Annotated in this window: 23 protein-coding genes; 16 read left to right on the forward strand and 7 right to left on the reverse strand. The window is 64.4% G+C overall.

Annotated elements, in window-relative coordinates; genetic code table 11:
* Nucleotides 1-45 precede the first annotated feature (45 nt).
* Both FB600_RS32540 and FB600_RS32545 read left to right on the forward strand, forming a co-directional pair.
* Nucleotides 46-1,263, forward strand: coding sequence for an alpha-hydroxy acid oxidase (locus tag FB600_RS32540; protein ID WP_145757980.1), 1,218 nt, complete (start codon nt 46-48; stop codon nt 1,261-1,263).
* On the forward strand, nt 1,260-2,003 hold the full coding sequence (locus tag FB600_RS32545) for an IclR family transcriptional regulator (protein WP_046575097.1): 744 nt from the start codon (nt 1,260-1,262) through the stop codon (nt 2,001-2,003). Before FB600_RS32540 ends, FB600_RS32545 begins: the two co-directional genes overlap by 4 nt.
* Before the next feature lie 2 nt (nt 2,004-2,005).
* Here the strand turns inward: FB600_RS32545 and FB600_RS32550 are convergent, their stop codons facing one another.
* Nucleotides 2,006-2,719, reverse strand: a complete 714-nt coding sequence (locus tag FB600_RS32550; RefSeq protein WP_017918003.1) for an IclR family transcriptional regulator — start codon at nt 2,717-2,719, stop codon at nt 2,006-2,008.
* A gap of 169 nt (nt 2,720-2,888) precedes the next feature.
* Between FB600_RS32550 and FB600_RS32555 the strand changes: the two genes are divergently transcribed.
* From FB600_RS32555 to FB600_RS32605, 11 genes are all read left to right on the forward strand, one after another.
* Nucleotides 2,889-3,587, forward strand: a complete 699-nt coding sequence (locus tag FB600_RS32555) for an RraA family protein (protein ID WP_013691416.1) — start codon at nt 2,889-2,891, stop codon at nt 3,585-3,587.
* Entirely contained in the window at nt 3,587-4,534 is a 948-nt protein-coding gene (locus FB600_RS32560; RefSeq protein WP_098182228.1) for a hydroxyacid dehydrogenase, read from the forward strand. Before FB600_RS32555 ends, FB600_RS32560 begins: the two co-directional genes overlap by 1 nt.
* A 19-nt stretch (nt 4,535-4,553) precedes the next feature.
* On the forward strand, nt 4,554-5,477 hold the full coding sequence (locus tag FB600_RS32565) for an SMP-30/gluconolactonase/LRE family protein (RefSeq protein ID WP_098151306.1): 924 nt from the start codon (nt 4,554-4,556) through the stop codon (nt 5,475-5,477).
* Nucleotides 5,478-5,566: 89 nt separating this feature from the next.
* A complete protein-coding gene (locus tag FB600_RS32570; RefSeq protein WP_098182229.1) occupies nt 5,567-6,988 on the forward strand; it encodes an MFS transporter in 1,422 nt (473 codons plus the stop codon).
* Nucleotides 6,989-7,074: 86 nt separating this feature from the next.
* Nucleotides 7,075-8,184 (forward strand): porin, encoded by a 1,110-nt coding sequence (locus FB600_RS32575; protein WP_085970286.1) that lies wholly within the window; start codon nt 7,075-7,077, stop codon nt 8,182-8,184.
* 13 nt (nt 8,185-8,197) lie between these two features.
* Nucleotides 8,198-9,244, forward strand: coding sequence for an amidohydrolase family protein (locus FB600_RS32580; protein ID WP_096751937.1), 1,047 nt, complete (start codon nt 8,198-8,200; stop codon nt 9,242-9,244).
* Nucleotides 9,241-10,527, forward strand: a complete 1,287-nt coding sequence (locus FB600_RS32585) for an MFS transporter (RefSeq protein ID WP_145758011.1) — start codon at nt 9,241-9,243, stop codon at nt 10,525-10,527. Before FB600_RS32580 ends, FB600_RS32585 begins: the two co-directional genes overlap by 4 nt.
* Nucleotides 10,524-11,744, forward strand: a complete 1,221-nt coding sequence (locus FB600_RS32590; protein WP_046575090.1) for an MFS transporter — start codon at nt 10,524-10,526, stop codon at nt 11,742-11,744. The genes FB600_RS32585 and FB600_RS32590 overlap by 4 nt, the downstream gene beginning before the upstream one ends.
* 18 nt (nt 11,745-11,762) lie before the next feature.
* A complete protein-coding gene (locus tag FB600_RS32595) occupies nt 11,763-13,094 on the forward strand; it encodes an MFS transporter (protein ID WP_046575088.1) in 1,332 nt (443 codons plus the stop codon).
* A 2-nt stretch (nt 13,095-13,096) separates the two neighbouring features.
* On the forward strand, nt 13,097-14,029 hold the full coding sequence (locus FB600_RS32600) for an amidohydrolase family protein (protein ID WP_145757978.1): 933 nt from the start codon (nt 13,097-13,099) through the stop codon (nt 14,027-14,029).
* Nucleotides 14,030-14,215: 186 nt separating this feature from the next.
* On the forward strand, nt 14,216-14,905 hold the full coding sequence (locus FB600_RS32605; RefSeq protein ID WP_164467626.1) for an isochorismatase family protein: 690 nt from the start codon (nt 14,216-14,218) through the stop codon (nt 14,903-14,905).
* A gap of 30 nt (nt 14,906-14,935) precedes the next feature.
* Here FB600_RS32605 and FB600_RS32610 read toward each other — a convergent pair whose 3' ends face one another.
* Entirely contained in the window at nt 14,936-16,072 is a 1,137-nt protein-coding gene (locus FB600_RS32610; protein ID WP_096751943.1) for an FAD-dependent oxidoreductase, read from the reverse strand.
* Between the two features lie 105 nt (nt 16,073-16,177).
* Here FB600_RS32610 and FB600_RS32615 point away from each other — a divergent pair, with 105 nt between their 5' ends.
* Entirely contained in the window at nt 16,178-16,858 is a 681-nt protein-coding gene (locus FB600_RS32615; protein WP_105820362.1) for a TetR/AcrR family transcriptional regulator, read from the forward strand.
* Nucleotides 16,859-16,930: 72 nt separating this feature from the next.
* Here the strand turns inward: FB600_RS32615 and FB600_RS32620 are convergent, their stop codons facing one another.
* Together FB600_RS32620 and FB600_RS32625 are read right to left on the reverse strand one after the other, a co-directional pair.
* The gene (locus tag FB600_RS32620) at nt 16,931-18,289 is read right to left on the reverse strand and encodes an MFS transporter (protein ID WP_096751945.1); all 1,359 of its coding nucleotides are present in this window, start codon (nt 18,287-18,289) and stop codon (nt 16,931-16,933) included.
* A gap of 250 nt (nt 18,290-18,539) precedes the next feature.
* The gene (locus FB600_RS32625) at nt 18,540-19,616 is read right to left on the reverse strand and encodes an SDR family oxidoreductase (RefSeq protein WP_145757977.1); all 1,077 of its coding nucleotides are present in this window, start codon (nt 19,614-19,616) and stop codon (nt 18,540-18,542) included.
* A 61-nt stretch (nt 19,617-19,677) separates the two neighbouring features.
* Here FB600_RS32625 and FB600_RS32630 point away from each other — a divergent pair, with 61 nt between their 5' ends.
* Nucleotides 19,678-20,694 (forward strand): AraC family transcriptional regulator, encoded by a 1,017-nt coding sequence (locus tag FB600_RS32630; protein WP_145757976.1) that lies wholly within the window; start codon nt 19,678-19,680, stop codon nt 20,692-20,694.
* Nucleotides 20,695-20,937: 243 nt separating this feature from the next.
* Here the strand turns inward: FB600_RS32630 and FB600_RS32635 are convergent, their stop codons facing one another.
* Complete coding sequence (locus FB600_RS32635; protein ID WP_186029644.1) at nt 20,938-22,380, reverse strand: PLP-dependent aminotransferase family protein; 1,443 nt, start codon at nt 22,378-22,380, stop codon at nt 20,938-20,940.
* A 161-nt stretch (nt 22,381-22,541) separates the two neighbouring features.
* Here FB600_RS32635 and FB600_RS32640 point away from each other — a divergent pair, with 161 nt between their 5' ends.
* Nucleotides 22,542-22,988: a carboxymuconolactone decarboxylase family protein gene (locus tag FB600_RS32640; protein ID WP_046575075.1), complete on the forward strand. Its 447-nt coding sequence runs from the start codon at nt 22,542-22,544 to the stop codon at nt 22,986-22,988.
* A 313-nt stretch (nt 22,989-23,301) separates the two neighbouring features.
* Here the strand turns inward: FB600_RS32640 and FB600_RS32645 are convergent, their stop codons facing one another.
* Together FB600_RS32645 and FB600_RS37540 are read right to left on the reverse strand one after the other, a co-directional pair.
* Complete coding sequence (locus tag FB600_RS32645; RefSeq protein WP_046575073.1) at nt 23,302-23,928, reverse strand: tyrosine-type recombinase/integrase; 627 nt, start codon at nt 23,926-23,928, stop codon at nt 23,302-23,304.
* A 137-nt stretch (nt 23,929-24,065) separates the two neighbouring features.
* Nucleotides 24,066-24,349: hypothetical protein (locus FB600_RS37540; protein WP_222432928.1), on the reverse strand; the 284-nt coding region annotated here is incomplete at its 5' end.

The following is a 24,349-nucleotide window of genomic DNA, read 5'->3' on the forward strand; positions in this document are numbered from 1 at the left end:
TTACCCCATGACATGCAAGAATCATAATGCCGTTATGATTCTTGCATGAACACTGTGAACCGAACACCCGCACGGCAACCGCACAAGGCGCTGGCGAGATATCTGTCGCTCGACGACTTCGAGCTTGCAGCAAAGCGGCATCTCCCCCGCCCCATATTTGGCTATATCGCCGGCGCCGCCGAGCGCAACGCATCGCTCGACGACAACCAACGCGTGTATGCCGAGTACCGGTTCATCACGCGCGTGTTGCGCGACGTATCCAAGCGCTCACAGTCGACGACACTGTTCGGCCATACCTGGTCGGCGCCGTTCGGCATCGCGCCGATGGGCATCTCGGCGCTGTCCGCCTATCGCGGCGATCTCGTCCTGGCGCAGGCAGCCCGACGCGCCGATATCCCGATGATCATGAGCGGCTCGTCGCTGATTCCCCTGGAAACGGTGGCACACGCCGCGCCACGGACCTGGTTCCAGGCCTATCTGCCTGGAGAAGCCGACAAGATCCATGCCCTCGTGGAGCGAGTCGAGCGCGCAGGCTACGAAACGCTGGTATTGACGGTCGATACCGCCGTGCTCGCGAATCGCGAGAACAACGTTCGCGCCGGGTTCTCGACACCGCTCAAGCCGAGCCTGCGTCTTGCCATGGAGGGCATCACGCACCCGCGCTGGTTGTTCGGCACGGCGCTGAAAACGCTGGTCAGGCACGGCATGCCGCATTTCGAAAATTCCTATGCCACGCGCGGCGCTCCGATCTTCTCGCGCCGTGTGGCACGCGACTTCGGTGCGAAAGATCATCTGAACTGGGAGCATGTCGAGCAGATTCGACGGCAGTGGAAAGGCAGACTGATCATCAAGGGGCTGCTTGCCGCCGACGATGCGAGCATGGCGAGCGATCGCGGCGTGGACGGCGTCATCGTGTCGAACCACGGCGGGCGCCAACTCGACGGGGCCGTGGCGCCGCTGCGGGTACTGCCGGAAATCGCGGCGGCGGTCAGGGAACGCATTCCGGTCATGATCGACGGCGGCATCCGGCGCGGCACTGACGTGCTGAAGGCGCTCGCGCTGGGTGCCGATTTCGTATTCGTCGGACGCCCCTTCAACTACGCGGCGGCGGTCGCCGGAGAACCCGGCGTCGATCACGCCATTGCCATACTTCGCGCCGAAGTGCAGCGCAACCTCGGACTGCTCGGCCTCAATGCCCTCGATGAGCTCGGTCCGCACATGTTGTTGAAAGAAGGCGCCACAGATCATGGACCTCTCGCATGAAACACGAAGACGAACCCGTTGATCGTTCGGTAGCCGCCGTCGACCGGACGTTGCTGCTGCTCGAGGCCTTCCTGGGCCAACCCGGCACGCGCTCGCTCGGCGAGCTCGAAGCGCGAACCGGTCTGTTCAAGAGCGTGATCCTGCGCTACATGCTGTCGCTGGAGGCCAGGGGCTTCGTCCACAAAGAGGCGAGCGGTGCCTACCGACTCGGCATCAAGGCATCGCAGCTCGGCAAGGCATTCGACGGCGGCATCGATCTGGTCGACACGCTGGCGCCCATCGTCGATCGGCTGATGCGAAAGACCGGACATAGCGCGTCGGTCTACGTACGCGACGGCGACTCGCGTGTGTGCCTCGTACGCGCCGAGCCCGATCGCGTCGTGCGCGTCGCGATCCGGGCAGGCACCCGGCGCCCGATCGACAAAACCGCCTCGGGGCAGGCATTCAAGCGCTTCGGCACACTCACGGCCGCGGCGCTGGGAGAGAACGGCCTGGACAACGTGAGCGTATCGGCAGGCGTCGGCGACCCGCTGCTGGCCTCGATGTCGATGCCGCTGTTCGGCGCCGGCAATGGCTTCGTGGGCGTGCTCACGCTGTCGGGCGTGATCGGCGATTTCGATGTGGACGATCGTGGATTGCGATCGACGCTCCATGCGGAAGCGTCGATCGCCAGTACGCAGTTGGGCGCGGTCGTGCCGAGGACGAAACCCGCGCCGCGCCGCCGGCCCGCATCGAAGTGAACTCAGCCGCGAGCGTACATCTGCTCGCAGAAGGCCAGGCTCGCGCCGAGCTTCCTGGACAGATCCGATGCCGCGCGCAATTGCGGCTCGATCAGTTCGCCGGTTTCGTGCGCCGCGTTCAGACGCGACGCGGGACCGGACAAGGTGAGCGCCGCCATGAAGCGATCGCCGGCACCGAACACGGGCGTCGCGAACGCGGCGGTGTGCGTATCGCGAGCGCCTGATGTGAACCACGGAAACGACGGCAGCGTGTCGTAGATCGGCTCGCCGACGCCCCAGAAGCGGATCACATGGCTGATCGCGGTGTCGTCCAGCGGCAGTGCCGTGCCCGGAAGCCGCGTTTCACGCAGCCCCTCGGAGGGTTCGGCACGAAAAAGACAAAGCCGTTGCCCGTTGTCGAGCACATAGTAGGACGCGCTTTCGCGTGTCTGCGCCGCAAGCGCGTGCAACGCCGGTTCGACGATCGTCGAAAGATGGAACGATTGCTCGTAGAGCTTGCCCAGGTACAGCAGTCGCGCGCCGAGGGCATACTCGCCCGACTCGGCTCGTACCACGTAGCCCATTCGTTCCAATGAATTCATCAACCGGTACACGGTTGTCTTGTGCATGCCCGAGGCCTGCGCAAGCGCGGCCAGCGCAAGCTTTTCCTTCCCCGGCCTGAAACAGTCGAGCAGCGACAGCGCTTTCTCGACCGCGGCAACTCCATCGTTTCCCATTGCTCCGAACTCCCCGATCACGGCGACCCAAAATTGTACATCGTACAACGCTGTTTCATGTAGTAAAGGGGTAAACCTGAATGGCTCGCCTTGAATCATCGACGCTATAGTCATTTCACTCTGTACACGCATGTTGTACACTGTACAACGACCTAGCAAAGGATTCTTCATGAGCGCGCTTCCCACCGGACACACTTCCATCAATCGCCACATCGAACGCGTGTCACCCGAGCTCGTAGCCGCGGCCGGCAAGTTTCAGGCAGCGATCCTGGCCGACGTCGCCGGCCGTCGCGGCACGATCAATGGCCGGGTCAAGGCACTGTCGCCGACGATGAAGGTGGCGGGGCCGGCCATCACGGTCGAGGTGCGTCCCGGCGACAATCTCGCGATCCATGCCGCGCTCGCGGTCGCCCAGCCCGGCGACGTCATCGTGGTCGATGGCAAGGGCGACCAGAGTTGCGCCCTGATTGGCGAAATCATGGCGTCGCAGGCAAAGGCGAGTGGCCTGGCGGGCTTCGTCATCGACGCCGCGGTGCGTGATTCGCACGAACTGGCGACGTGGGACTTTCCGGTGTTCTCGGTCGGCACGAACCCCTGCGGCCCGACCAAAAGCGTTGCCGGCCGCCTCAATTTCCCGATCTCGGTCGGCGGCGCCGCGGTCAACCCGGGCGATCTGATCGTCGGCGACGCGGACGGCGTAGTCGTGATTCCGCGCGACGACGTCGCCCGCATCGTCGATCTCGCCGCGAAAAAGCTGGCAAGCGAAACCGCCCGCCTCGCCGGCATCGCGAAGGGTGAACTGCGCCCGACGTGGATCGAGAAGGAACTGCGCGCCGCGGGCATGCTGGCGGAAGGAGAGGCGCTGTAATGCAAACCGTCATGAACAAACCCGTGGTCCTGGTCACCGCCGCTGATCTCGCGCCCGAGGCGCTCGACATGCTGTCTCCCTTCGAGGTGGTGTTTGCCGGCAAGCAGCCGACCGAAGACGATATCGTCGCGCTCTGCACACGTCATGACCCGGTCGCGATCATCGTTCGCTACGGCAAGGTCAATGCGCGGGTCATGGACGCCGCCGGCAGTCTCCAGGTGATCTCGAAGCATGGCAGCGGCATCGACGTGATCGACCAGCCAGCGGCGGCCGAGCGCGGCATCGCGGTTCGCGCCGCAACGGGTGCCAATGCCGCGGCGGTCGCGGAACATGCCTGGGCGCTGATCCTCGCATGCGCGAAAGCGGTACCGCAGCTCGATGCGCGGATGCGCTCGGGTCATTGGGACAAGTCGATCCACAAGTCGATCGAATTGAACGACCGCACACTCGGCCTCGTCGGGCTTGGCGCCATCGGGCGCCGCGTGGCGGCGGCGGGCATCGCGTTCGGCATGAAGGTCCTTGCCTTCGATCCCTATGCCAAGGAGGCCCCGGCCGGCGTGACGCTCGTCGCGCTCGACGAGCTCTACGCCGCATCGGATGTCGTATCCCTGCACTGCCCGCTCACCGACGACAATCGCAAGATGCTCGACGCGGCGGCATTCGCGCGTTTCAAGCAAGGGGCGATTCTGGTCAACACGGCGCGCGGCGGCCTGATCGACGAAGCGGCACTCGTCGACGCGCTCGCCAGCGGTCGGCTGCGAGCGGCGGGGCTCGACAGCTTCGCGATCGAACCGAAGCCGCATCCCCATCCGTTCGACGACATCGCGAACCTGATCCTGTCGCCTCACATCGGCGGCGTCAGCGACGCGGCGTATGTGAACATGGGCACGGCCGCGGCAGCCAACGTGATCACCGTGCTGGAAGCTCACGCGGGCAAGGCCGCCTGACCTACGCGAGGAAACGAGCATGTTTTTCCTGAACGCGCCCGAAGTGCGCGAAACCGAAGTCTTCACGCGAATGCCCGATGCGTTCCGCAAGCCCGAGGTACAAACCGACTGGGCACGCGCCAATCGCGGCGGACTGCCCACCGACTCGTTCCTCGAAGGCCCGGTGTGGGACCCGGCGGGCCATCTGTTCGTGACCGACATCCCGCACGGCCGCATCTTCCGCATCTCGGCCAACGGCGAGTGGGAACTGGTCGTGCAATACGAGGGCGAGCCCAACGGCATGAAGCGCTACGACGACGCGCATCTGCTGATCACCGACTATCGCAACGGCCTGATGCTGCTCGATATCGAGCGCGGCGCGGTGCGGCCGTTTCTCGAGCGCCGCAATTCCGAGCGCTTTCGCGGCGTCAACGACCTCAGCTTCGACTCGCGCGGCAACCTGTATTTCACGGACCAGGGGCAATCGGGCCTGCATGATCCGACCGGGCGCGTCTATCGCCTCTCGCCGGACGGCAAGCTCGACATGCTGCTCGGCAATTGTCCGAGCCCGAACGGCCTGGTGCTGTCGCCCGACGAGAAGGTGCTGTTCGTGGGCATGACGCGCGGCAACAGCGTGTGGCGCGTGCCGCTGCAAGCGGATGGATCGGTGAGCAAGGTCGGCCAGTTCTTCACCTCGTACGGGCCGAGCGGCCCCGACGGACTGACGGTCGACAACGACGGGCGGATTCTCGTGGCCAATCCCGGGCTCGGATATGTCTGGGTGCTGAATCATCGTGGCGAGCCGGTCGAGATCCTGACCAATTCCGCTGGCACGTCGCTGACCAACCTGTGTTTCGGCGGGGAGGACATGAAAACGCTCTACATGACCGAATCCGTGTCGGGCACCGTGCTCAAAACGCGGATGAAAACCGCCGGGCCGCTGCCACACCGCGCCAGGCAATAGACAACGGCAGGCAGGAGAGCCGCGAATTCCGCGGCGCTTCCCGACCGTCATCGACACACCGCGCCGCAGAGCGCGGCGGAGGAGCAAACATGGAAAGCAATCCGGCGCTGCGCGCCGATCCGCAAGCACATCACACCCCGAGCAGCAGCGACGCACGTGAATCGACCGTGTCGTCGGCTCGCGCCATGTCCGAGGACGATTACGCGGCCAGCGAACGCACGCTCGCGAAAGCGTTCCGACGCATCCTGCCGTTCATCTTCGCGTGCTACGTCGTGAGCTATCTCGATCGCACGAACGTCGGCTTCGCCGCGCTGACGATGAATCAGGACCTCGGCCTGAGCGCCGAGCAATTCGGGCTCGGTGCCGGCCTGTTCTTCATCGGCTATTTCCTCTTCGAGATCCCGAGCAACCTGATCATGCAAAAGGTCGGCGCTCGCATCTGGATCGCGCGGATCATGATCACATGGGGGCTGTTCTCGATGGCGACCGCCTTCGTGGTCGGTCCCAAGAGCTTCGCCGCGGCGCGCTTTCTGCTCGGGCTCGCCGAGGCCGGCTTCACACCGGGCATCTACCTGTATTTCACCCACTGGTTTCCAGGGAAGTGGCGAGCGAAGGTGACCGCCGCGTTCCTGGTCGGCATTCCGGTTGCCAACATGATCGGCTCGCCGATCTCGGGCGCGCTGTTGCAACTCGGCGGCGCGCACGGCCTGCGCAGCTGGCAATGGCTGCTGATGATCGAAGGCCTGCCGGCGGTGCTGCTCGGTATCGCATGCCTGTTCATGCTGTCCGACCGGCCGGCGAAGGCGTCCTGGCTCAGCGACGACGAAAAGCGTTCGCTGGAGAAGCGCCTGGCGCTGGAACAAGGCGATATCGGCGCCAAGCATGGCAACAAGCTGAAGGACGCACTGACCAACTGGCGGGTTTTCGTGCTCGCGCTGATCAACTTTTGCGGAATCGTCGGATCGGTCGGCGTCGGCATGTGGATGCCGCAGATCATCAAGCAGTTCGGTGTCAGCCATACGACGGTGGGCTGGCTGACCGCGATTCCCTATGCGGTCGGCGCCGTGGTGATGCTGCTGTGGGCGAGGCTCGCGCGCCGTTCGACGAACTGCATTCCCTATGTGGCCGGCGCGCTGGTGGTCGCGGCGCTGGCGTTGTGCCTGTCCGGTTTCACCGATGTGCCCGCGCTCAAGCTGGCCGCGTTGTGCTTCACGGTGAGCGGCATCCTCGCATTCCAGGCGACCTATTGGGCGATCCCGTCCGGCTTCCTGACCGGCCGTGCCGCCGCGGGCGGCCTCGCTTTGATCGTGTCGGTCGGCAATCTCGGCGGCTTCGTGGGGCCGTCGATGATCGGTGCGCTCAAGCAGATGTCCGGCGGCTTCACGTGGCCCCTGATCGCGATCGCGGCGATCATGCTGGCCGGCGCATTGATCACTGCGTGGCTCGGGGATCCGGGCGCCAACGTGGGCGAATCCACCGATGCACCCGAACCGGCCTCGGCCGGCAGGTAAACAGGCTTTCAAGCAGCACCATTCCTATAAGTCAATGAATCGTGTTTGGAGACACCATGCCGTTTAAAATTCGCAATACTAAAAAAATGTTCCCTCGCACGGCCCTGCTCGCCGCCACCGGCGCAAGCCTGATGGCGGGGTCCGCGCATGCGCAGAGCAGTGTCACGCTGTACGGCATCGTGGATGCCGGGATCGAACATATCAACAACACGCCGACCGGTGGCAGCCTGACCCGCGAAGCATCGGGCAATCTGTCGGGCTCGCGCTGGGGGCTGCGCGGCGTCGAAGACCTCGGAAACGGCATGAAGGCGATCTTCAATCTCGAGGACGGCTTCAACATCAACGACGGCACGACATCGCAGAGCACCAAGGGACTCGGCACGAACGCGGCCACCACGCAACGGCTGTTCGGGCGCCAGGCGTGGGTCGGACTCCGCTATTCGGGCCAGCAGTTGAGCCTCGGCCGTCAGAACGCACTGCTCTACGATGTCTCGGTGCCGTTCGATCCGATGGGCGCATCGTCGCGCTATTCGATCCTGTCCGTCGATTACGCCATGGCCGCGCGAATCGACAACTCGATAAAGTACGTCGGCACCTTCGGCCCCGTCACCGTGGCGGCCATGTACAGCACGCGCTACGACGCCGGTTATGGCAGTGAGGTGCCTGGCGCGCAACTCACGGGACGTTTCTTCAGCGGCGAGCTGACCTACGCGAGCGGGCCATTCGCAGCGACCGCCGTCTACGAGCAGCGCAACAGCAACACGGTCGCGACCAACACGGCCAGCGAGCGGCGCGCCTATGCAGCCGCGACCTACACGTTCGGCCAGATCAAGGGCTTCGCCGGGTACCGCTGGCTGCGAGACAGCAACGCGTTTCAACCCGTCAACCCGATCGTCGTGCAAGGCGGCCAGGCCAGCACCGCGAACCTGTACTACGCTGGCCTGCAGTACTACGTGACGCCCGCGTTCCAGTTGACCGCGTCCGGCTACTATCAGGACGTGCACGGCACCAACGCCGATCCGTGGCTCGCTGTCCTGATGGCAGACTATGCCTTGTCCAAGCGCACCGACCTGTATGCGGTCGCTGGCTACGCCCGCAACAAGGGCAACTCCGCGCTCGGCGTGAACGGCTACGGCACGGTAGCTCCCGGCTACAACCAGACCGGGATCACGATCGGCATGCGCTCGAAGTTCTGACGCGGAGCCCATCATGCAGATCGTCCACGCCCCGCATCTGCCGATCCGAGCCGACTGGCTCGCATCGCGCGAAGAAGCGATCCTCGAACCCGACCTGCCTATCGTTGACGCCCATCACCATCTATGGGACAGGCAGTCGGGCCGCTACCTCGCCCACGAATTCCGCGACGATCTCGCCAGCGGACATCGAATCGTCTCGACCGTGTATGTTCAGTGCCGATCGATGCTGCGAGCGACGGGGCCCGATGCGCTGAAACCTGTCGGCGAGGTCGAGTTCGCCACGGGCGTGGCCGCGATGTTCGCCAGCGGCGCGTATGGGACAACGCAGGCATGCGACGCCATCGTCGGCGGAGCGGACCTGACGCTTGCCTCGGAGGTGGCGGCGGTGCTCGAGACGATGCTCGAGGTATCCGGCGGACGGCTGCGCGGGATCCGCAATCCGCTCGCGTGGCACGAGGATCCAACGGTCAGCTCGAGCCCGGTGACGCCGCCGCGAGACCGCATGGCGAATCCGGCTTTCGTACGCGGCGTGCAGGCGCTCGGACGCTACGGGTTGACGCTCGATGCCTGGGTCTATCACACGCAGCTCGACGCCTTGTTCGAACTGGCGAAGGCCGCCCCGGCGGTGACGATCGTCATCGACCATTTCGGCGGCCCGCTCGGCGTCGGATCTCACGCCCGGCAGCCGGACGAAACCCATCGCGCCTGGGCACAGGCCCTGCGAAAGCTCGCGTCGCTGCCGAATACGCGGATAAAACTCGGTGGCGCCGGCATGCCCGTCTTCGGCTTCGATTTCGCGGCACAGACGTGCGCTCCGTCATCGGAAACGCTCGCGACTGCCTGGCGCCCCTATTTCGACACCTGCATCGAACTGTTCGGCGTCGAGCGCTGCATGTTCGAAAGCAACTTCCCGGTCGACAAGGGCATGTTCAGCTACCACGTAGTGTGGAACGCGTTCAAGCGACTGGCACACACCATGTCTGCCGGCGAGAAGGCAGCGCTTTTCAGCGGCACGGCCGCATCGACGTACCGCCTGCAAATTCCGGGAGACAAACCATGAAGACAGGCGCAACCCTGCCGTCGAAAGTCACCATCGAACGTGAGAACGACGGCACCCGCTATCGCGACATCACGCGTGCCGAGCGCCGCTCGCTGACGCTGGCTGGCCTCGGCTGGACCTTCGAGAGCTACGACTCGTTCCTGCTGTCGCTGCTGCTGCCGACGCTCGCCTTGCAATTCGGCTTGAGCAAGGCGCAACTCGGCCTCTTCACCAGCATCACGGCCGCCGGCCAGATACTGGGCGGCATCCTGTTCGGCTATGTATCCGACCGGATCGGGCGCGTCCGCACCGCGCTCCTGTGTATCGGCATCTATTCCCTGTTTTCCGGCTTGCTCGCATTGGCGCCCAACGAGCAGACGTTCGCCGCGCTGCGCTTTTGCGGCGCGCTCGGCATGGGCGGCACCTGGACCGCCGGTGCCGCGCTGATCGCGGAAACGTGGCATACCAATCGTCGCGGGAAAGGCGGCGCGCTGATGCAGATGGGCCTGCCGATCGGCGCGATCCTCGCGATCACGATCGCGGGCATCGTCAGCGATATGAATGGCGGGCTGGGGGGCCATGGCTGGCGCCTGCTGTTCCTGATCGGTGCGCTGCCGTTCTTCCTGTTGTTCTGGGTCGCACGCAAGACGCCCGAATCGCCGATCTGGCTCAAGCGCCACGAGCAGGCGAAGCACACCTCGGCAAAGCACGCCGACTCTCGCGACGGCGTGCTGAACGTGCGTGGACTCGTGACGGCATTCCTGTTCATCTTCTTCCTGCAATACCTGTATTGGGGCGTATTCACCTGGACGCCGACCTTTCTCGTCGCGGTCAAGCACCTCGATTTCGTGCATAGCCTGAAGTTCGTGCTGTCGCTGCAGTTCGGCGCCATCACCGGGTTCCTGCTGTTTTCGGCCCTGGTCGACCGGCTCGGGCGACGCCCGATGTTCATCGCATACCTGCTGGTCGGCGCGGCCGCAGTGTTCGTCTACATCCTGTCGGCCAACACCTTGCTGCTGATGGTGGCGATATTCTTCACGGGCTTCAGCGTCAACGGCATCTTCGCGGGCGCCGGGCCATTCCTGGCGGAAATCATCGGCGATACCGCCTCGCGCGGCTTCCTCATGGGCCTGACGTACAACGGCGGCCGGCTGGGCGGCTTCATCGCGCCCTTGATCATCGGTGCGCTGGCCTCGACGTCCGGCGGCTTCGTACTCGGCCTTTCCACGACGATCTTCGCGTTCGTCGCCGCTGCGATCGTGGTACTTTTCGCGCCGGAAACGCGCGGGAAAGCGCTTTCATGACGGCAACCCTGACCAACCGACTCTTTCCGGCACTCGCGGAGGCCTCGCTGCGGCGCTACCTGAGCGGGCAGATTGCATCGGTACTCGGCAGCTGGACGCAGAACGTCACGCTCAATCTGCTCGTCTATCACCTGTCGGGCTCCGCCGCGATCCTCGCGCTGCTCAATTTCCTGCTCTACGGCCCCCAGTTGATCGTGGCGCCCGTGGCAGGATCGCGGATCCGCTCGGAAAACGCGCGGCGCGTCACGCTGTGCGTACTGATGACCTCGCTCGTGCTGACCGCAAGCCTGTTCGTGCTGTCGTTCGCCGGCATGCTCGGTGTCAAGCTGATTCTCGCGCATGCGCTCGCGATCGGCATTTCCAGCGCGATCGAGGTGCCGGCGCGCCAGGTGCTGCTGCTGTCGAGCCTGCGCGACGCCAGTCTCACGTCGAATGCCGTCGCGATGAACACGATGGTCTACAACGTCGGCCGCATGGTCGGCCCCACCATCGCCGGCTTCGTCTACCCCGCCTTCGGCGAGCGCATGTCGTTCGCGATCTACATGGCGGCGCTGGGCTTCATGGCAGCCTGCGTCCGCTCGATCCGATTGAGCTCGGACGTGCCGGCGAAGCAGGCCAGCGGCCTGCGCGACGCGGTCGATTACGTGATGGCGGACGCATTTTCCGCGCGCTACCTGCCGATCCTCGCCTGTATCGGGCTGTTCGCGGGCAGCTACCAGACGCTCGTGCCGCTGCTCGCCGATCGCGCCTATCACGATGCCGCGTACTTCACCGGCCTGTTCTTCGCATGCGCGGGGGCGGGCTCGCTGTCGGCGGCGGTGCTGCTCTCGTCGGCGCTCGGGCCGCGGGCTTCGGCACGTTTCATCGCCTGGTCGCCATGGACGGCGGTCGCGGCGCTGCTCGTGCTGGCCGTGATCACCAACGCCGTCGCATCGGGGCCGGCCTTCTATGCGCTCGGATTCAGCCTCACCTTTGCCGCGACCTCGACCAACGCCACCATCCAGCGTCGCTGCCCCGAGCACGTGCGAGGCGGGCTCGTCGGCATGTACGGCATGGCCTACAACGGCACGATGCCGTTCGGCTATCTGTTGGTCGGCACCGCGTCGGAGGCGCTGGGCGTGCGCAATACCTTCTGCGCGATGGCCGCGGTGCTGGGCGCCGGCGTGCTGTCGATCACGCTGCTGCAAACATTCAGAAAACAGCGCTCCGGCGCTTGAGAACACAGGAGACAGGACATGGAAGTGGGATCGACGGACGACGCGTTGCTCGAGCGTCAAACGATGCACAAGGTGATCTGGCGGTTGCTGCCGTTCCTGATGATCTGCTACCTGATGGCGTTCATCGATCGCGGCAACGTCGGCATGGCATCGCTCCAGATGAATCACGACCTCGGCATGTCGGCCAAGGCATTCGGCTTTGGCGCAAGCCTCTTTTTCGTTTCCTATTTCATCTGCGAAGTGCCGAGCAATCTCGCACTCGAAAAGTACGGCGCACGACGCTGGCTCGCGCGGATCATGATCACCTGGGGCATCGTGTCGGCGTCGACAGCCTTGGTGCAGAACGCCACGACCTTCTACATCCTGCGTTTCATGCTCGGCGCGGCGGAAGCGGGTTTCGCGCCGGGCGTGCTGCTGTACCTGTCCTACTGGGTGCCGAAGAAATATCGCGCCCGCGCCGTCGCGACGTTCATGGTATCGATCCCCGCCGCGAGCTTCATCGGCTCGCCGATCTCCGCGCTGCTGCTGCAGATGGACGGCATCGCCGGTTTGCGCGGCTGGCATTGGCTGTTCGTGATCGAGGGGCTGCCGACCGTCCTGCTGGGCCTCGCCTGCCTGTTCATGCTCACCGACAAGCCTGCCGAAGCGACCTGGCTTAGCAAGGAGGAGCGCCGCTGGCTGCTCGGCGCGCTCGCTTCGGAACACAAGGCACCGAAAAAGATCGCGGCGATGCCCATCACCCGCCTGTTCCGCAATCGCTATGTGTTGTGCCTCGCACTCGTCGACACCTGCGCGTCGGCAGCGGGCAGTACCTTGTCGGTATGGCAACCGCAGTTGCTGAAATCGTATGGACTCACCGTGTTGCAGACCGGTCTGCTCAACGCGATTCCCTACGCGCTCGCTTCCGTGCTGATGATCTACTGGGGACGCCGCTCGGATCGACTCGCCGAACATCGCTGGCATACCGTCGTGCCGATGCTGCTGATCGGCCTCGGCCTGTTCGCGACCTCGTTCACCGGCTCGCTCGCGCCGACCGTTCTCATGCTGTGCGCCGTGCTGGTTGGCGCCTATGCATTCAAGGGACCATTCTGGACACTCGCCACCGACATGCTGTCGAACAGCACGGTGGCCGCCGGCCTCGCCACGGTCAATGCCATCGCGAATCTACTGGGCGGTGGCCTGATGGTGAACGTATATGGCTGGGTGAAGCAGGCAACCGGCAGCTACTCGCTCGCGCTGATGCCGCTGGCGATCCTCACGCTCGTCAGCGTGGCGACGCTGCTGCTGCTCACGCGCAACGGCCCCACCGGACGAGCACCGGTGCTCGACAACAACGCGGAGGCAATCTGACGATGTCGCGAATGAATCGACGTGAATTCATGTGTGGAGCGAGTAGCTTGCTGGCGGCAGCCGCCCTGCCCTCGCTTGCCCATGCGCAGCAGGACTGGACGAGCGGAAGCAAGCCACCGGCATTCATGCTGCCCGCGGGGGCGATCGACTGCCATATGCATATCTACGACGATCGCTTTCCGGCGGCGCCCGGCACGACGCTGCGTCCGCCGAACGCGTCCGTCGAGCAATATCGCCATGTGCAGAAACGCCTGGGCGTGCAGCGCAACGTCGTCGTCACGCCATCGACTTACGGCACCGACAATCGTGTGACGCTCGACGCGATAGCGCAGTTCGGCAAGAACGCACGCGGTGTCGCCGTCATCGACACATCGATCACCGACGATGCATTGCGCACGCTGGATGCGGGCGGCATTCGCGCGATCCGCTTCAATCTGAGCTATCCGGGCGCGACCACGCTCGACATGCTCGCGCCACTCGCCAAGCGCATCACCCCGCTGGGCTGGCATATCGAGCTGGTGATCCAGGGCAAGCGTCTTCCGGAAATCGAATCGCATTTGACGGCCCTGCCGTGCCCGCTCGTACTCGATCACATCGCGCATGTTCCGCAGCCGGATGGCATGGCATCGGAGGGCTTTCGCGTGGCGCGGAGGCTGGTCGACAAGGGCAATACATGGATTACGCTGTCAGGGCCGTACGTCGATACGAAAAGTGGCGCGCCCTTGTTCGGCGATGTCGCTGCCGTGGCGAAGGCTTTTATCGATATGGCACCGGAACGCATGTTGTGGGGCACCGACTGGCCGCATCCGACCGAGAAAGGCACAAAACCCGACGATGCGAACCTGGTCGATGTCATCGCCGGGTGGCTCGGGCGCGCCGATCGGCTGAAAATGGCGTTCGTGACGAACCCCGAAAAGCTCTATCGCTTCGAGTGAGCCTCGCCATTCACGGCACGACGATATCCCGCTATCCCTGAATGGGGAATCCGAGGCGAGGCGCAGGCGGGCAAGCGTGAGCGACCGGCCATCGGAAGGCGCCACGGCCGTCACCTGTCGGGTACGTCATCTGTTTGAATGCTTGTGCCGGTAGACTTTCCTGCTCCGGGGGGCGGCCGCGCGTCGGTGGCCCCCCAGCGCGTCGCGGAATATCCGTCCCACGAAACAGGAGAGCCCATGCATGGCGTCCGACATATCTTGTGCGCACTAGCCCTTTCGCTGCCCTTCTGCGGCGCGGCGCAAGCCGACATCATCGATTCGTGGAAGTCGGTTCCGACGCCCCCGCCGCCGGCGCTGAAGTCGGTTTCCGTCACCGATCCCGCTCACACCGCGCTCCTGCTGCTCGATTTCGATGTCAGCACCTGCAACGGGAAGGAGCGTCCCGATTGCGCCGCCTCGCTGCCGGCCGTCGCCAGCCTGCTGGAGAAAGCGCGCCAAGCGAACCTGATGACCGTCTATACGCTCACCAGCACCGGCACGCTCGCCGCGGTACCGCCAGCCATTGCCGCCAAGGGCGACGAGAAGGTCGTGCAGTCCGGCGTGGACAAATTCCTCAACACCGATCTCGAGGCCGCCCTGAAAGCGAAGGGGATTCAGACCGTGATCGTCGCCGGCACGGTGGCGCACGGCGCCGTGCTGTTTACCGCGAGCGAGGCGGCGCTGCGCGGCTTCAAGGTCGTGGTGGCGGTGGACGGCATGTCGAGCAAGGAATCGTTCGGAGAACTCTCGACGGCCTGGGTCCTGGCCAATGCGCCGGCCAATGTGAGCAAGAACATCACGCTGTCGCGCTCGGGCATGATCGGGTTTCCTCAATGAGCGACACAAGGCGGAACCCCGAAGTCTTACTCATTCGGCCGGCTGATTGTCGGTAAAGAAATCCACCAGGCTCCAGGGCGCCTCGGCGCCGAGGCAGATCTCGGTGAGCATCGGTTCCGCCTGCTGCGCCTCGGCCGCGCTGCGCGGGAACAGCTCCCGCTCATACGCCGCCAGCGCCGCCTCGATGTCGTACGGGCTCGCGGCAATCGCCTGCGCCAGCAGCGCGCCATCGAACATCGCCAGGTTCGCGCCCTCGCCTGACGGAATCATCAGATGCGCCGCGTCGCCCAGCAGGGTCACGCCCGGCACGCGATCCCAGCGATGCGCGCTCGGCAGCGAATACAGCGGCCGTGCCACCGGCGCCGAATCACCCGCCGTGATCAGGGCCGTCAACGCCGGCGCCCAGCCCTCGAATTCACCGGCAACGGCAGCCCGCGCCGCCGCCGAATCGGAGAAATCGATCGCCTCGATCCACTCGCGAGGCTTGTTCAAGGCCACATAGGCATGCAACACCCCCGCCGGTTCGCGATGCGCGAAGATGCCCCGACCCGGCGCCAGCGCGAACAGCGCGCCGCCGCCCACGGCCGCCGCGCTCGCAGGATGGCGCGCATCGCTATCGAGCAGGTAGGTTTCGACGAAGCTCGTGCCCGTGTACTCCGGCTTCGCGTCCGACAACAACGCACGCACCCTGGACCACGCGCCGTCGGCACCCACCAGCAGATCGCAGCTCGCCTCCGTGCCGTTGGCGAAGCGCATCCGATGCCGGCCTCCATCAATCGGCACCACCTCGCTCAGCTTGTGCGCCCACCTCACCGCGCCTTCCGGCAACGACGCCAGCAGGATCCGTCGCAACTCGCCGCGCAGCACTTCCGGGCGCCCGCCCGTGCCGTCATCGGCTTGCTCGTACAGCAGCACGCCATCCTTGTCGAACACGCGCGAGGCCTGCCCGCCGGGATGGATCAGCGCCACAAAGGCCTCATATAGCCCCGCCGCACGAAGCGCGACCTGCCCGTTGTGCTCGTGGATATCGAGCATGCCGCCCTGCTTGCGCGCCTCGGCCGATACATCGGCCTCGTAAACCGTCGCGGCGATGCCGTGGACATGCAGCACCCGCGCCAGCACCAGGCCGCCCAGCCCCGCCCCGATGATTGCAATGGAAGTCGTCATCCTGACCCTCGTTGATTCGCGACAACAGGTTCATCATGAACCGTCGCATGGAACGTCATTCCATGGCAATCTTGGAACAACATTCCATAGAGGTCAAGATCCGGCATGGCCACCCAGTCACGCAGCCCGCAGCGACGCGAATCCTCACTGTCGCGAGAACAGATCATCGAGGCGTCGATCGAGATCCTCGACAACGCCGGGGAAAGCGGCCTGACCTTCCGCGCGCTGTCGCAGCGCCTGGCCACCGGGCCAGGCGCGATCTACTGGCACGTCGACAACAAGCACGATCTGCTGAGCGCCGCCTGCGATGCCATCCTGGCCGGCGCGATGGCGCCGCCCTCGCGCCGCGTCTCGCCGAAAACGGCGATCCGCGCGCTCGCGCTGAGCCTGTTCGACACGATCGACGCGCATCCCTGGATCGGCTCCGCGCTCAACCGCGTGCCGGGCCAGTTGCCGATGGTTCGCATGCTGGAGCGCATCGGCCAGCAGGTTCGCGCGCTGGAGGTGCCCGAACGCGCGCTGTGGAGCACCGTCCATGCGCTGCTGAGCTACATCCTCGGCGTGAGCGCGCAGAACGCGGCGAACGCACGGATCGCGCAGGAGCTGGACGTCGAGCGCGCCAGCTTCCTCGACGAGATCGCCACCGCCTGGTCCGAGCTGGATCCCGAAACCTTCCCCTTCACCCGCAGCCTGGCCAAGCAGATGCGCACGCACGACGACCGCGAGGATTTCCTGGCCGGCATCGACCTGATCCTCGCCGGCATCGACACGAAACGGGCGCGCTGAGCCGTTCCCCGAAGCCATGCAAAAAGGCCTGCTCATCGAGCAGGCCTTCGTCCTTGCATGCGCAAGCAAGCATCAGTGCCCGAGCGATTCGATCTTCTCGCCGCCCGGCGCCGCCTGTTGCGGCCGCACGCTCTGCTTGACCAACAACGCGACGCAGGACACCAGCCCCGCCACCGCGATGGTCGCGAACACGTTCGCGAACGAGACGTGCCGCGCGGCCAGCTCCGCCACCAGGAACGAGCCGGCGATGCCGCCGAAGCGCCCGATCCCGAGCATCCAGGCCACCCCGGTGCCGCGCCCGGCGGTCGGATAGAAGGCCGCGGCCAGCGCCGGCAGCGAGGACTGCGCGGTATTCATCAGCACGCCGGCAAGGAACACGATCAGCACCAGCGCGCCGACGTTGCCGGCCGCCTGCCCGATGAAATAGACGCTCACGGCTGTCAGCGCGTAGCAGACGGCCACCACGCGATTCGCATTGAAGCGGTCCATCAGCACGCCGCTGAGCACGGCGCCCACGCCGCCGAGCGGGAACAGCGCCGAGATCAGCGTGGCCGTCTTCGGCGCGAGCCCGGCATCCTTGAGCAGGATCGGCATCCAGTTGATCGAGGCGTAGAAGATCACCAGGCCCATGAAGTAGGCGATCCACAGCATCACCGAGCCGACGATGTACTGGCGCGACAGCACCACCGCCGCACCCTTGCCGCCGGTCTGCGGCGCCGTCTCCGTCATCACGAAGGAGCCGGCCTGCCTCGCGGTGGCCGAGACGCGCGCCAGCGTCTCGCGGATCCGCTCGAGCGGCTTGCCGGTCGCCACCATGAAGCGCACCGATTCCGGCATCTTCGCCAGCAGCACGACCACCAGCACCAGCGGCGCGACCCCGCCCAGCATCAGCACGCTGCGCCAGCCGAACTGCGGAATCATCCAGGCCGCCAGGAAACCGCCGAACGCGGCGCCCAGCGGGAAGCCGCAGAACATCAGGTTGATCACGGTGGCGCGGCGCTTGTCAGGGCAGAACTCGCCCATCATGGTGACCGCGTTCGGCATCGCCGCGCCCAGGCCGACGCCCGTCACGAAGCGCAGCGCGGTCAGCTCGCCGATGCTCGACGAGAACGCCGAGCCCAGGCAGGCCACACCGAACAGCAGCACCGAGCCGATCAGCAGCGCGCGCCGCCCGAGCCGGTCCGACAGTGGCCCCGAGGCCAGCGCCCCGCAGGCCAGGCCGAACAGCGCCGCGCTCAGCACCGGCGCCAGATCGGGCTTGCTCAGGTGCCACTCCGACAGCAGCGAGGGCGCGATGAAGCCGATCGCCGCGGTATCGAAGCCATCCAGCAGCACGATCACGAAGCACATCAGGAAGATGAGCCATTGGAACGCGCCGAACGGCTGTTCGTTGATGAACGTCTGTAAGTTCACGACGGGGCTACGGCTCATCGCAAGTCTCCTGCGGCGGTGGGCGGACTGCGCCGCCTCGGTCACGTTGATCGGTTCGACATGGCGATAAATTCGCCTGACGAACAATGGTTCCAAATTTGAACACTGTAGTGTTGCAACGCAAGATCGGTCAACGCGGGGTACTACCAATGCCAATCGTCATCATGCGGAAAGCCCCTTGCCGACTTCGGCCGACAAGGGGGGTTGCGATGGCTTTGCGAGGGTCGAGGCGCCCGCCGGCGCTGGGGGCCTATCGATCCGCGGTCGGTCGGTTGTCGATCAACCCCAGCCGGATCAGGCTTTCGGCGCTGGCGACGATCGCCTCCTCCTGCGAGCGCGGCGCCCAGCCCAGCTGGCGGATGGCCTTCTCGCTGGTGACGTTCATGTCCACGCCAAGCAGCGGGATCAGCCCCTTCATGGCCGGATTGCCGAGCACCACCTCGTCGGGCAGCAGCGCCGTCGGCACCTTGCTGGCGGCCTCGCCCAGCCGCTCGCGCAGCACCTTGGCGACATCGGCCATCCACAGGCTCGCGCCGCCGGTGGCCAGGAAGCGCTCGCCCTTGGCGGCCGGCTCGGTCATCGCCAGCAGATGCAGGCTGGCGACGTCGCGCGCGTCGACGAAACCCGAGTTGATCCGCAGATAACCGGGCTGCCCGTTCAGCAGGTGCCGGATCAGGTGGATCGAGTGCGAATAGTCGGCGCCCAGTACCGGGCCCAGCACGGCTACCGGATTGACGGCCGATAGCTCGAGGCCGCCGCCTTCGCGCGCGATGAAATCCCAGGCGGCGCGCTCGGCCAGCGTCTTCGACTTCTGGTACGGCGCGATATGGCCGTCCACGTCGCTCCAGTCGGTTTCGTCGAAGGGGCGGCGGTGATCGGCACCGTGCCCGGCGCCGATCGCGCCGAATGCCGAGGTCAGCACTACGCGGCGCACGCCCTGGTCGCGAGCGGCGCGCAGCACGCGCAGGTTGCCTTCGACAGCGGGACGGACCCAGGCCTGCTCGTCCTCGTTGGCGTATTCGCCCGAGGGCGTCGGCGAGGCGCCGTGCATCACGTAGGCGCAGCCGCTGGCAGCTTCGTCCCAGCCCGCGTCGTCCGCCAGGTCGGCCACCACGAAGGAAAGCCGATCGCCGGCCTCGGCGCCGCCCGCCGCGAGCTGCCGGCGCACTTCCGCCTCGCGCGACAGCGAGCGGACCGTGGTGCGCACGCGATATCCCTGTTCCAGCAAGGCCAGCATGCAATGCTGGGCGATGAAGCCAGTGCCGCCGGTGACCAGTACCAGATCCTTGTTCGTGTCCGGCTGCGGAATTTCCTGATTCGACGACATGACAGCGCCTTCCCTCGATAACGATGAGCCGCCAGCTTAAGGCGCCGCCTCCGGACGGAGAATGCTTGAAAGTGCGCTTTACTTGCGTGATAGTGCGGACATGACTTCAGATCCTCTCTCCGACATCCTCAAGCTGGCCAAGGCGGAATCGCTCGTCACGGGCGGTTTCTCGGCCGGCGCCCCGTGGGCGATCCGGTTTCCGGCGCCTGCCTCGATCAAGTTCTTCGCCGTGGTGCGCGGGCATTGCTGGGCCAGCTTCGAGGGTGAGAGCGAAGCCCTTTACTTCGAGTCGGGCGATGTGGGGCTGTTGTCGGCGCGGCGCTCCTTCGTGCTGTCCAGCGATCCGTCGTTGAAGCCGGTCGATGCGATGAGCCTGTTTTCCGGCGCCGGCAAGTCGACGGCGGTGATCGGCAACGGCCAGGATTTCGCGCATATCGGCGGGCATGTGCTGCTCGATCCCGAGGGCGGGCGGCTGCTTACCAGTGTGCTTCCGCCGTGGATCCGTATCCAGGCGGCGGCGCCGCAGGCTGCTGCTTTCAGGCAGTTGCTCGCGCAGCTCGTCGAGGAACGTTCGGATCCGCTGCCGGGTACGCAGCTCGCCTCGGCGCATCTGGCTCAGTTGTTGTTCATCCAGATCCTGCGTGCGCATATGGCGAATGAGGAAGCGCTACCGGCCAGCTGGTTTCGTGTGATGTGCGATCGGCGGATTGCGCCGGCGCTGACGCTGATGCATGGCGAGCCGGCGCGTAATTGGCGGCTCGATGAATTGGCCGAGGCCTGCGCGATGTCTCGTACCACGTTTGCGCTGCGCTTTCGGACGGCGGCGGGGGTGGCGCCGTTGAGCTATCTGGCCGATTGGCGCATTCGTTTGGCGGAGCGGGCCTTGCGGGATAGCAGCAGTTCGGTGGCGCAGATCGCGGAATCGGTTGGGTATACCTCCGAGAGCGCGTTTAGTAACGCGTTCAAGAAGGCGACTGGGCAATCGCCTAGGGGGTATCGGGGGGGTGTGCGGCCGGCTGGTGCGGCTGATGTGACCGAAGGCGCGGTTGCCGAGCTCGAAGCGGTAAAAACCGAGTAAGAGGCGCGATACGCGTAGGGCGGCGGAATATCTGCAAGCGTGTAGGTAGCAAATGGACGACTTACGTCCAATCCCACCACAGGTTTCCAGGCGAGACCGTCAGAGTGCATGCGAATTGCCTACTTTCGTGCGGAAGTAGTGGCATAGCGGTGGATACGATTGGCTGTAGCCGACCCGAAGGGGACCACCGATATGCTCAGACGGATGACCGCGAAGCTGTCCGTACCGGTCACTCCAAGCCGATCAAAAGAAACGATGGCTTGCATCGACGCCTCGACGTTGCGAGATGCGTGCTGAAACAACATCTTCGAGAGCAGCACACGCCGCACGGATGTTGTCGGGCCGAAGATTCGTTACGCTCAAAAGTAGGCCGTTTCTCGCAAGCTCGGTCCGCAGGTACCACGCAGATAGCGCTGACGGTGCAAGATTTTGCTTGCGCGCGGAATGAACGATTTCCATGTCATCGACGCCATCAGGCAACTTGACAATCAGCCCCAATCCCGATTCCACGACCTCCGTAAATCGCTTCCCGAGCAGTTCAACAGCGAGATGGCGGCGCTCAGCATAGACCTTCTTCATGTGTCGAAGGTGGCGCATGAAGTGTCCATCTGCGAGAAACTCCGTTACTGCCAGCTGTGTCGTCCTATTCGGAGCAGGTGCCATCAACGAAACTGTTTCGACAACGCGTTCCGTCAGTACGCGCGGCGCAACGATGAAGCCGAGGCCGAGCGCGGGGCTGATCGTCTTACTGAATGCGCCGATGTGGATTACGCGTTGCGCACCATCACCCGCAGCCAGGGCGGGCGCCGCCCGTCCGACCAACTGCAGTTCGCCCAGGTAATCATCTTCGATGATCCAGGCATCTTTCGCTTCAGCCCATGCGAGCAGCGCCCGCCTTCTTGCCGGCGAGAGAGCGACCCCCAGCGGCGCATGTTGGCCGGGCGTGACCAGTGCTAACAGGGCGTGCGGAGCACGAGCGATGCCCTCCTCGACGCGTAACCCCTCCATATCGACGGAGATAGGAGCAACCGTGAGCCCCGCCAGCTCCAGAGCTTTCCTCCCGAGCGGATAGCCCGGCTCTTCGATCCACGCGGTGCGACCGTGAGCTCTGAGCGCGATCAGCGTAAGCATCAGTCCCTGTCGGTATCCGCTGGTAACAATAACTTGATCGGGATGGCATTGGATCTGGCGGCTGATGGCCAAGTGACTGGCAATCTGTGCGCGCAAGTCGCGCTCGCCGCGAGGGTCGGCGTAGGTCGTGTATCCAGTGGCGTCCGCACGGACTGCCCGCGCTCGCATTCGAGCCCAGACTTTGGCGGGAAATGCATCGTGAGCCGGTACGCCCAGCTGGAACGGTAGTGGCGCGCTCGAATACGGTCGTGTAAAGGCATCCAGTGGCCCATCGAGCGGAATCTCGGCCGCGGTTGGTGCTGGAGGAAGCTGCGCGCAGACGCGTGTGCCGGCGGGGCCTGCGCCGAACACTAGCTTCTCGGAAGCCAGCCGCTCGTAGGCCACCAGGATTGTTCCGCGGGCGACGCCGAGCTGCGCAGCGAGATCCCTGCCGGAGGGTAACCGTCTTCCGGGTTGAAGAAGACCATCGATGATTGCTTGCCTGAGGCTCGTGTAGATCTGCTCGCCTACGGACGCCGCCGCATTACGGTCTATCTCAATGGCAAGCGTGGGCATAGTCTTTGGCTCAGTCATTTCGCCAATTCTTGGGCCTGTTGTCCGTGATCTCGGGTTAGTAAAGTCGCGCTATGTCATGAGTCGCGCGCGAAGGGGAAGTAAACAACCCGCGCCCGTGACGCAAGAGACGTTATTTTATGGCCAAACGGCAAAGGACGAAGATGACACGCTTGAACTGGAGCGAGATCGCCCCGGACGGCGCAAAAGCGCTTTTCGGTGTCCATCAGTATGTGACCAAAAGCACCAACCTGCCCGAGGAACTCATTCATCTCGTGTTCCTCCGTGTTTCACAGATTAACGGATGTGCCCACTGCATCGACATGCACAGTCGCGATCTCAGAAAGACCATGTCCATCGACAAGTTGACGCTGGTGCCGGTGTGGGACGAAGTCCCACACCTGTTCTCCGCTTCGGAGCGCGCTGCCTTGGCTTGGGCCGAAGAGGTGACTCTCGTCAGCGAAACGCATGCTTCGGATGAAGCCTATGCGGCGGCTTCGGCGGCGTTCTCGCCGAAGGATCTTGTCGACCTCACGATAACGATTGCCGCAATGAACGCTTTCAACCGTCTCGGCGCCCCATTCCGACTCCCGGTCGCCGCCAGGATCTGAGTTCACAGAGGCATCGGAGCATCGGATGCCGACGCGTCCGACAAAGTCCGCGGTGTGTCGTCAAGCCAATGGAAACAGTCAGTTGCCGCAGCGGCTACTGAAGATGCATCAGCCAGTTGCGACCTGACGTAGAAGGGCGAGGCAGATACCGGATGTCGTGTGCGCCTGCCGTTTCCACAGGCTAAGGCTGGGTCCATAGCGTCCGAGTCAATAGAATCTGAGCGGCGGTTATCCGTCAGAAAATGGTCACCCTCCTTGCGGTCTTATGCGGCCGCTCCTGGCCGACAAGCGCACGCTCGCCGGCCACCGGCGATCACACTTCGGTTTGCTCAGCCATTTCAAGCGCATCGTCTACCTTGATGCCGAGGTATCGCACGGTGCTTTCAATTTTCGTATGGCCCAAGAGCAATTGAACCGCGCGCAGGTTCTTGGTGCGCCGGTAGATCAACGACGCTTTCGTTCGTCTCATGGTGTGCGTACCGTACCCGGTGTCATCGAGCCCGATCGACGCGCCCCAACGATGAACGATGCGCGCATACTGGCGCGTCGACACGTGCGCTGAGGCATGCAGTCGACTTGGAAACAAATAGTCGGCAGGCTTCAATCCCCGCGCCGAAATCCAGGCAAAGACACTTTGACGAGTCTGCTCCGTGATTTCGAACTGCACTGATCGATGCGTTTTCTGCTGCATGAAAGTCGCGCGAGCGACGACATGACCTCCCATGTAGACGTCCTGCACTTGCAAGCGCGTCAAATCGCACGCTCGAAGCTTACTGTCGATCGCAAGGTTGAACATCGCCAACTCGCGAGTGTTAGACGACATCTGCAGCCTCGTTCGAATCGCCCAGATTTCCCGGAGCTTCAGCGGAGGCTTCTGGCCGGTTAGCCTTCCCTTATTCCATGGCACCCGACGAGCGCCGGAAGAATTAAGCGTTTCCATGACAATCTCCTCTTCAACGAAAGGAGATCGATTGTGCGCTTTGCGGAATGGTCACGACCCATATGCGCCCGTCCTTAAAAGGTACACCGATGACAGCTTCGAGCCGATAAGCGTCGTTCGAAGCGTCGTTCGCATAGTCATATTGCCCGATGATCGCCATTACTTTGCGCCGCCAGTTCCCGGAGAAGCGCGCCCCCGATGAGATTTCGATGACCTGCTGAGCAGGATATTGACGTTAGTCTGCCAGGGTTCTTTCGAGAGTGTGGGGTACTCAATGGACCGGCATCGGCAACTTTCTCGGCTGCATTGGCCATTGTCCTCACTAACAGGCCGTTGAAATACCCATCGACTGGACTCGGACGTTTCCCGCAGATGGCATGAATTCGCTCAACGGCTTCGCGATGCGTTTCATCGAGCCGAA

This window comes from Burkholderia sp. SJZ089 (genome assembly GCF_007828315.1).
Taxonomy (GTDB): Bacteria; Pseudomonadota; Gammaproteobacteria; order Burkholderiales; family Burkholderiaceae; genus Burkholderia; species Burkholderia gladioli.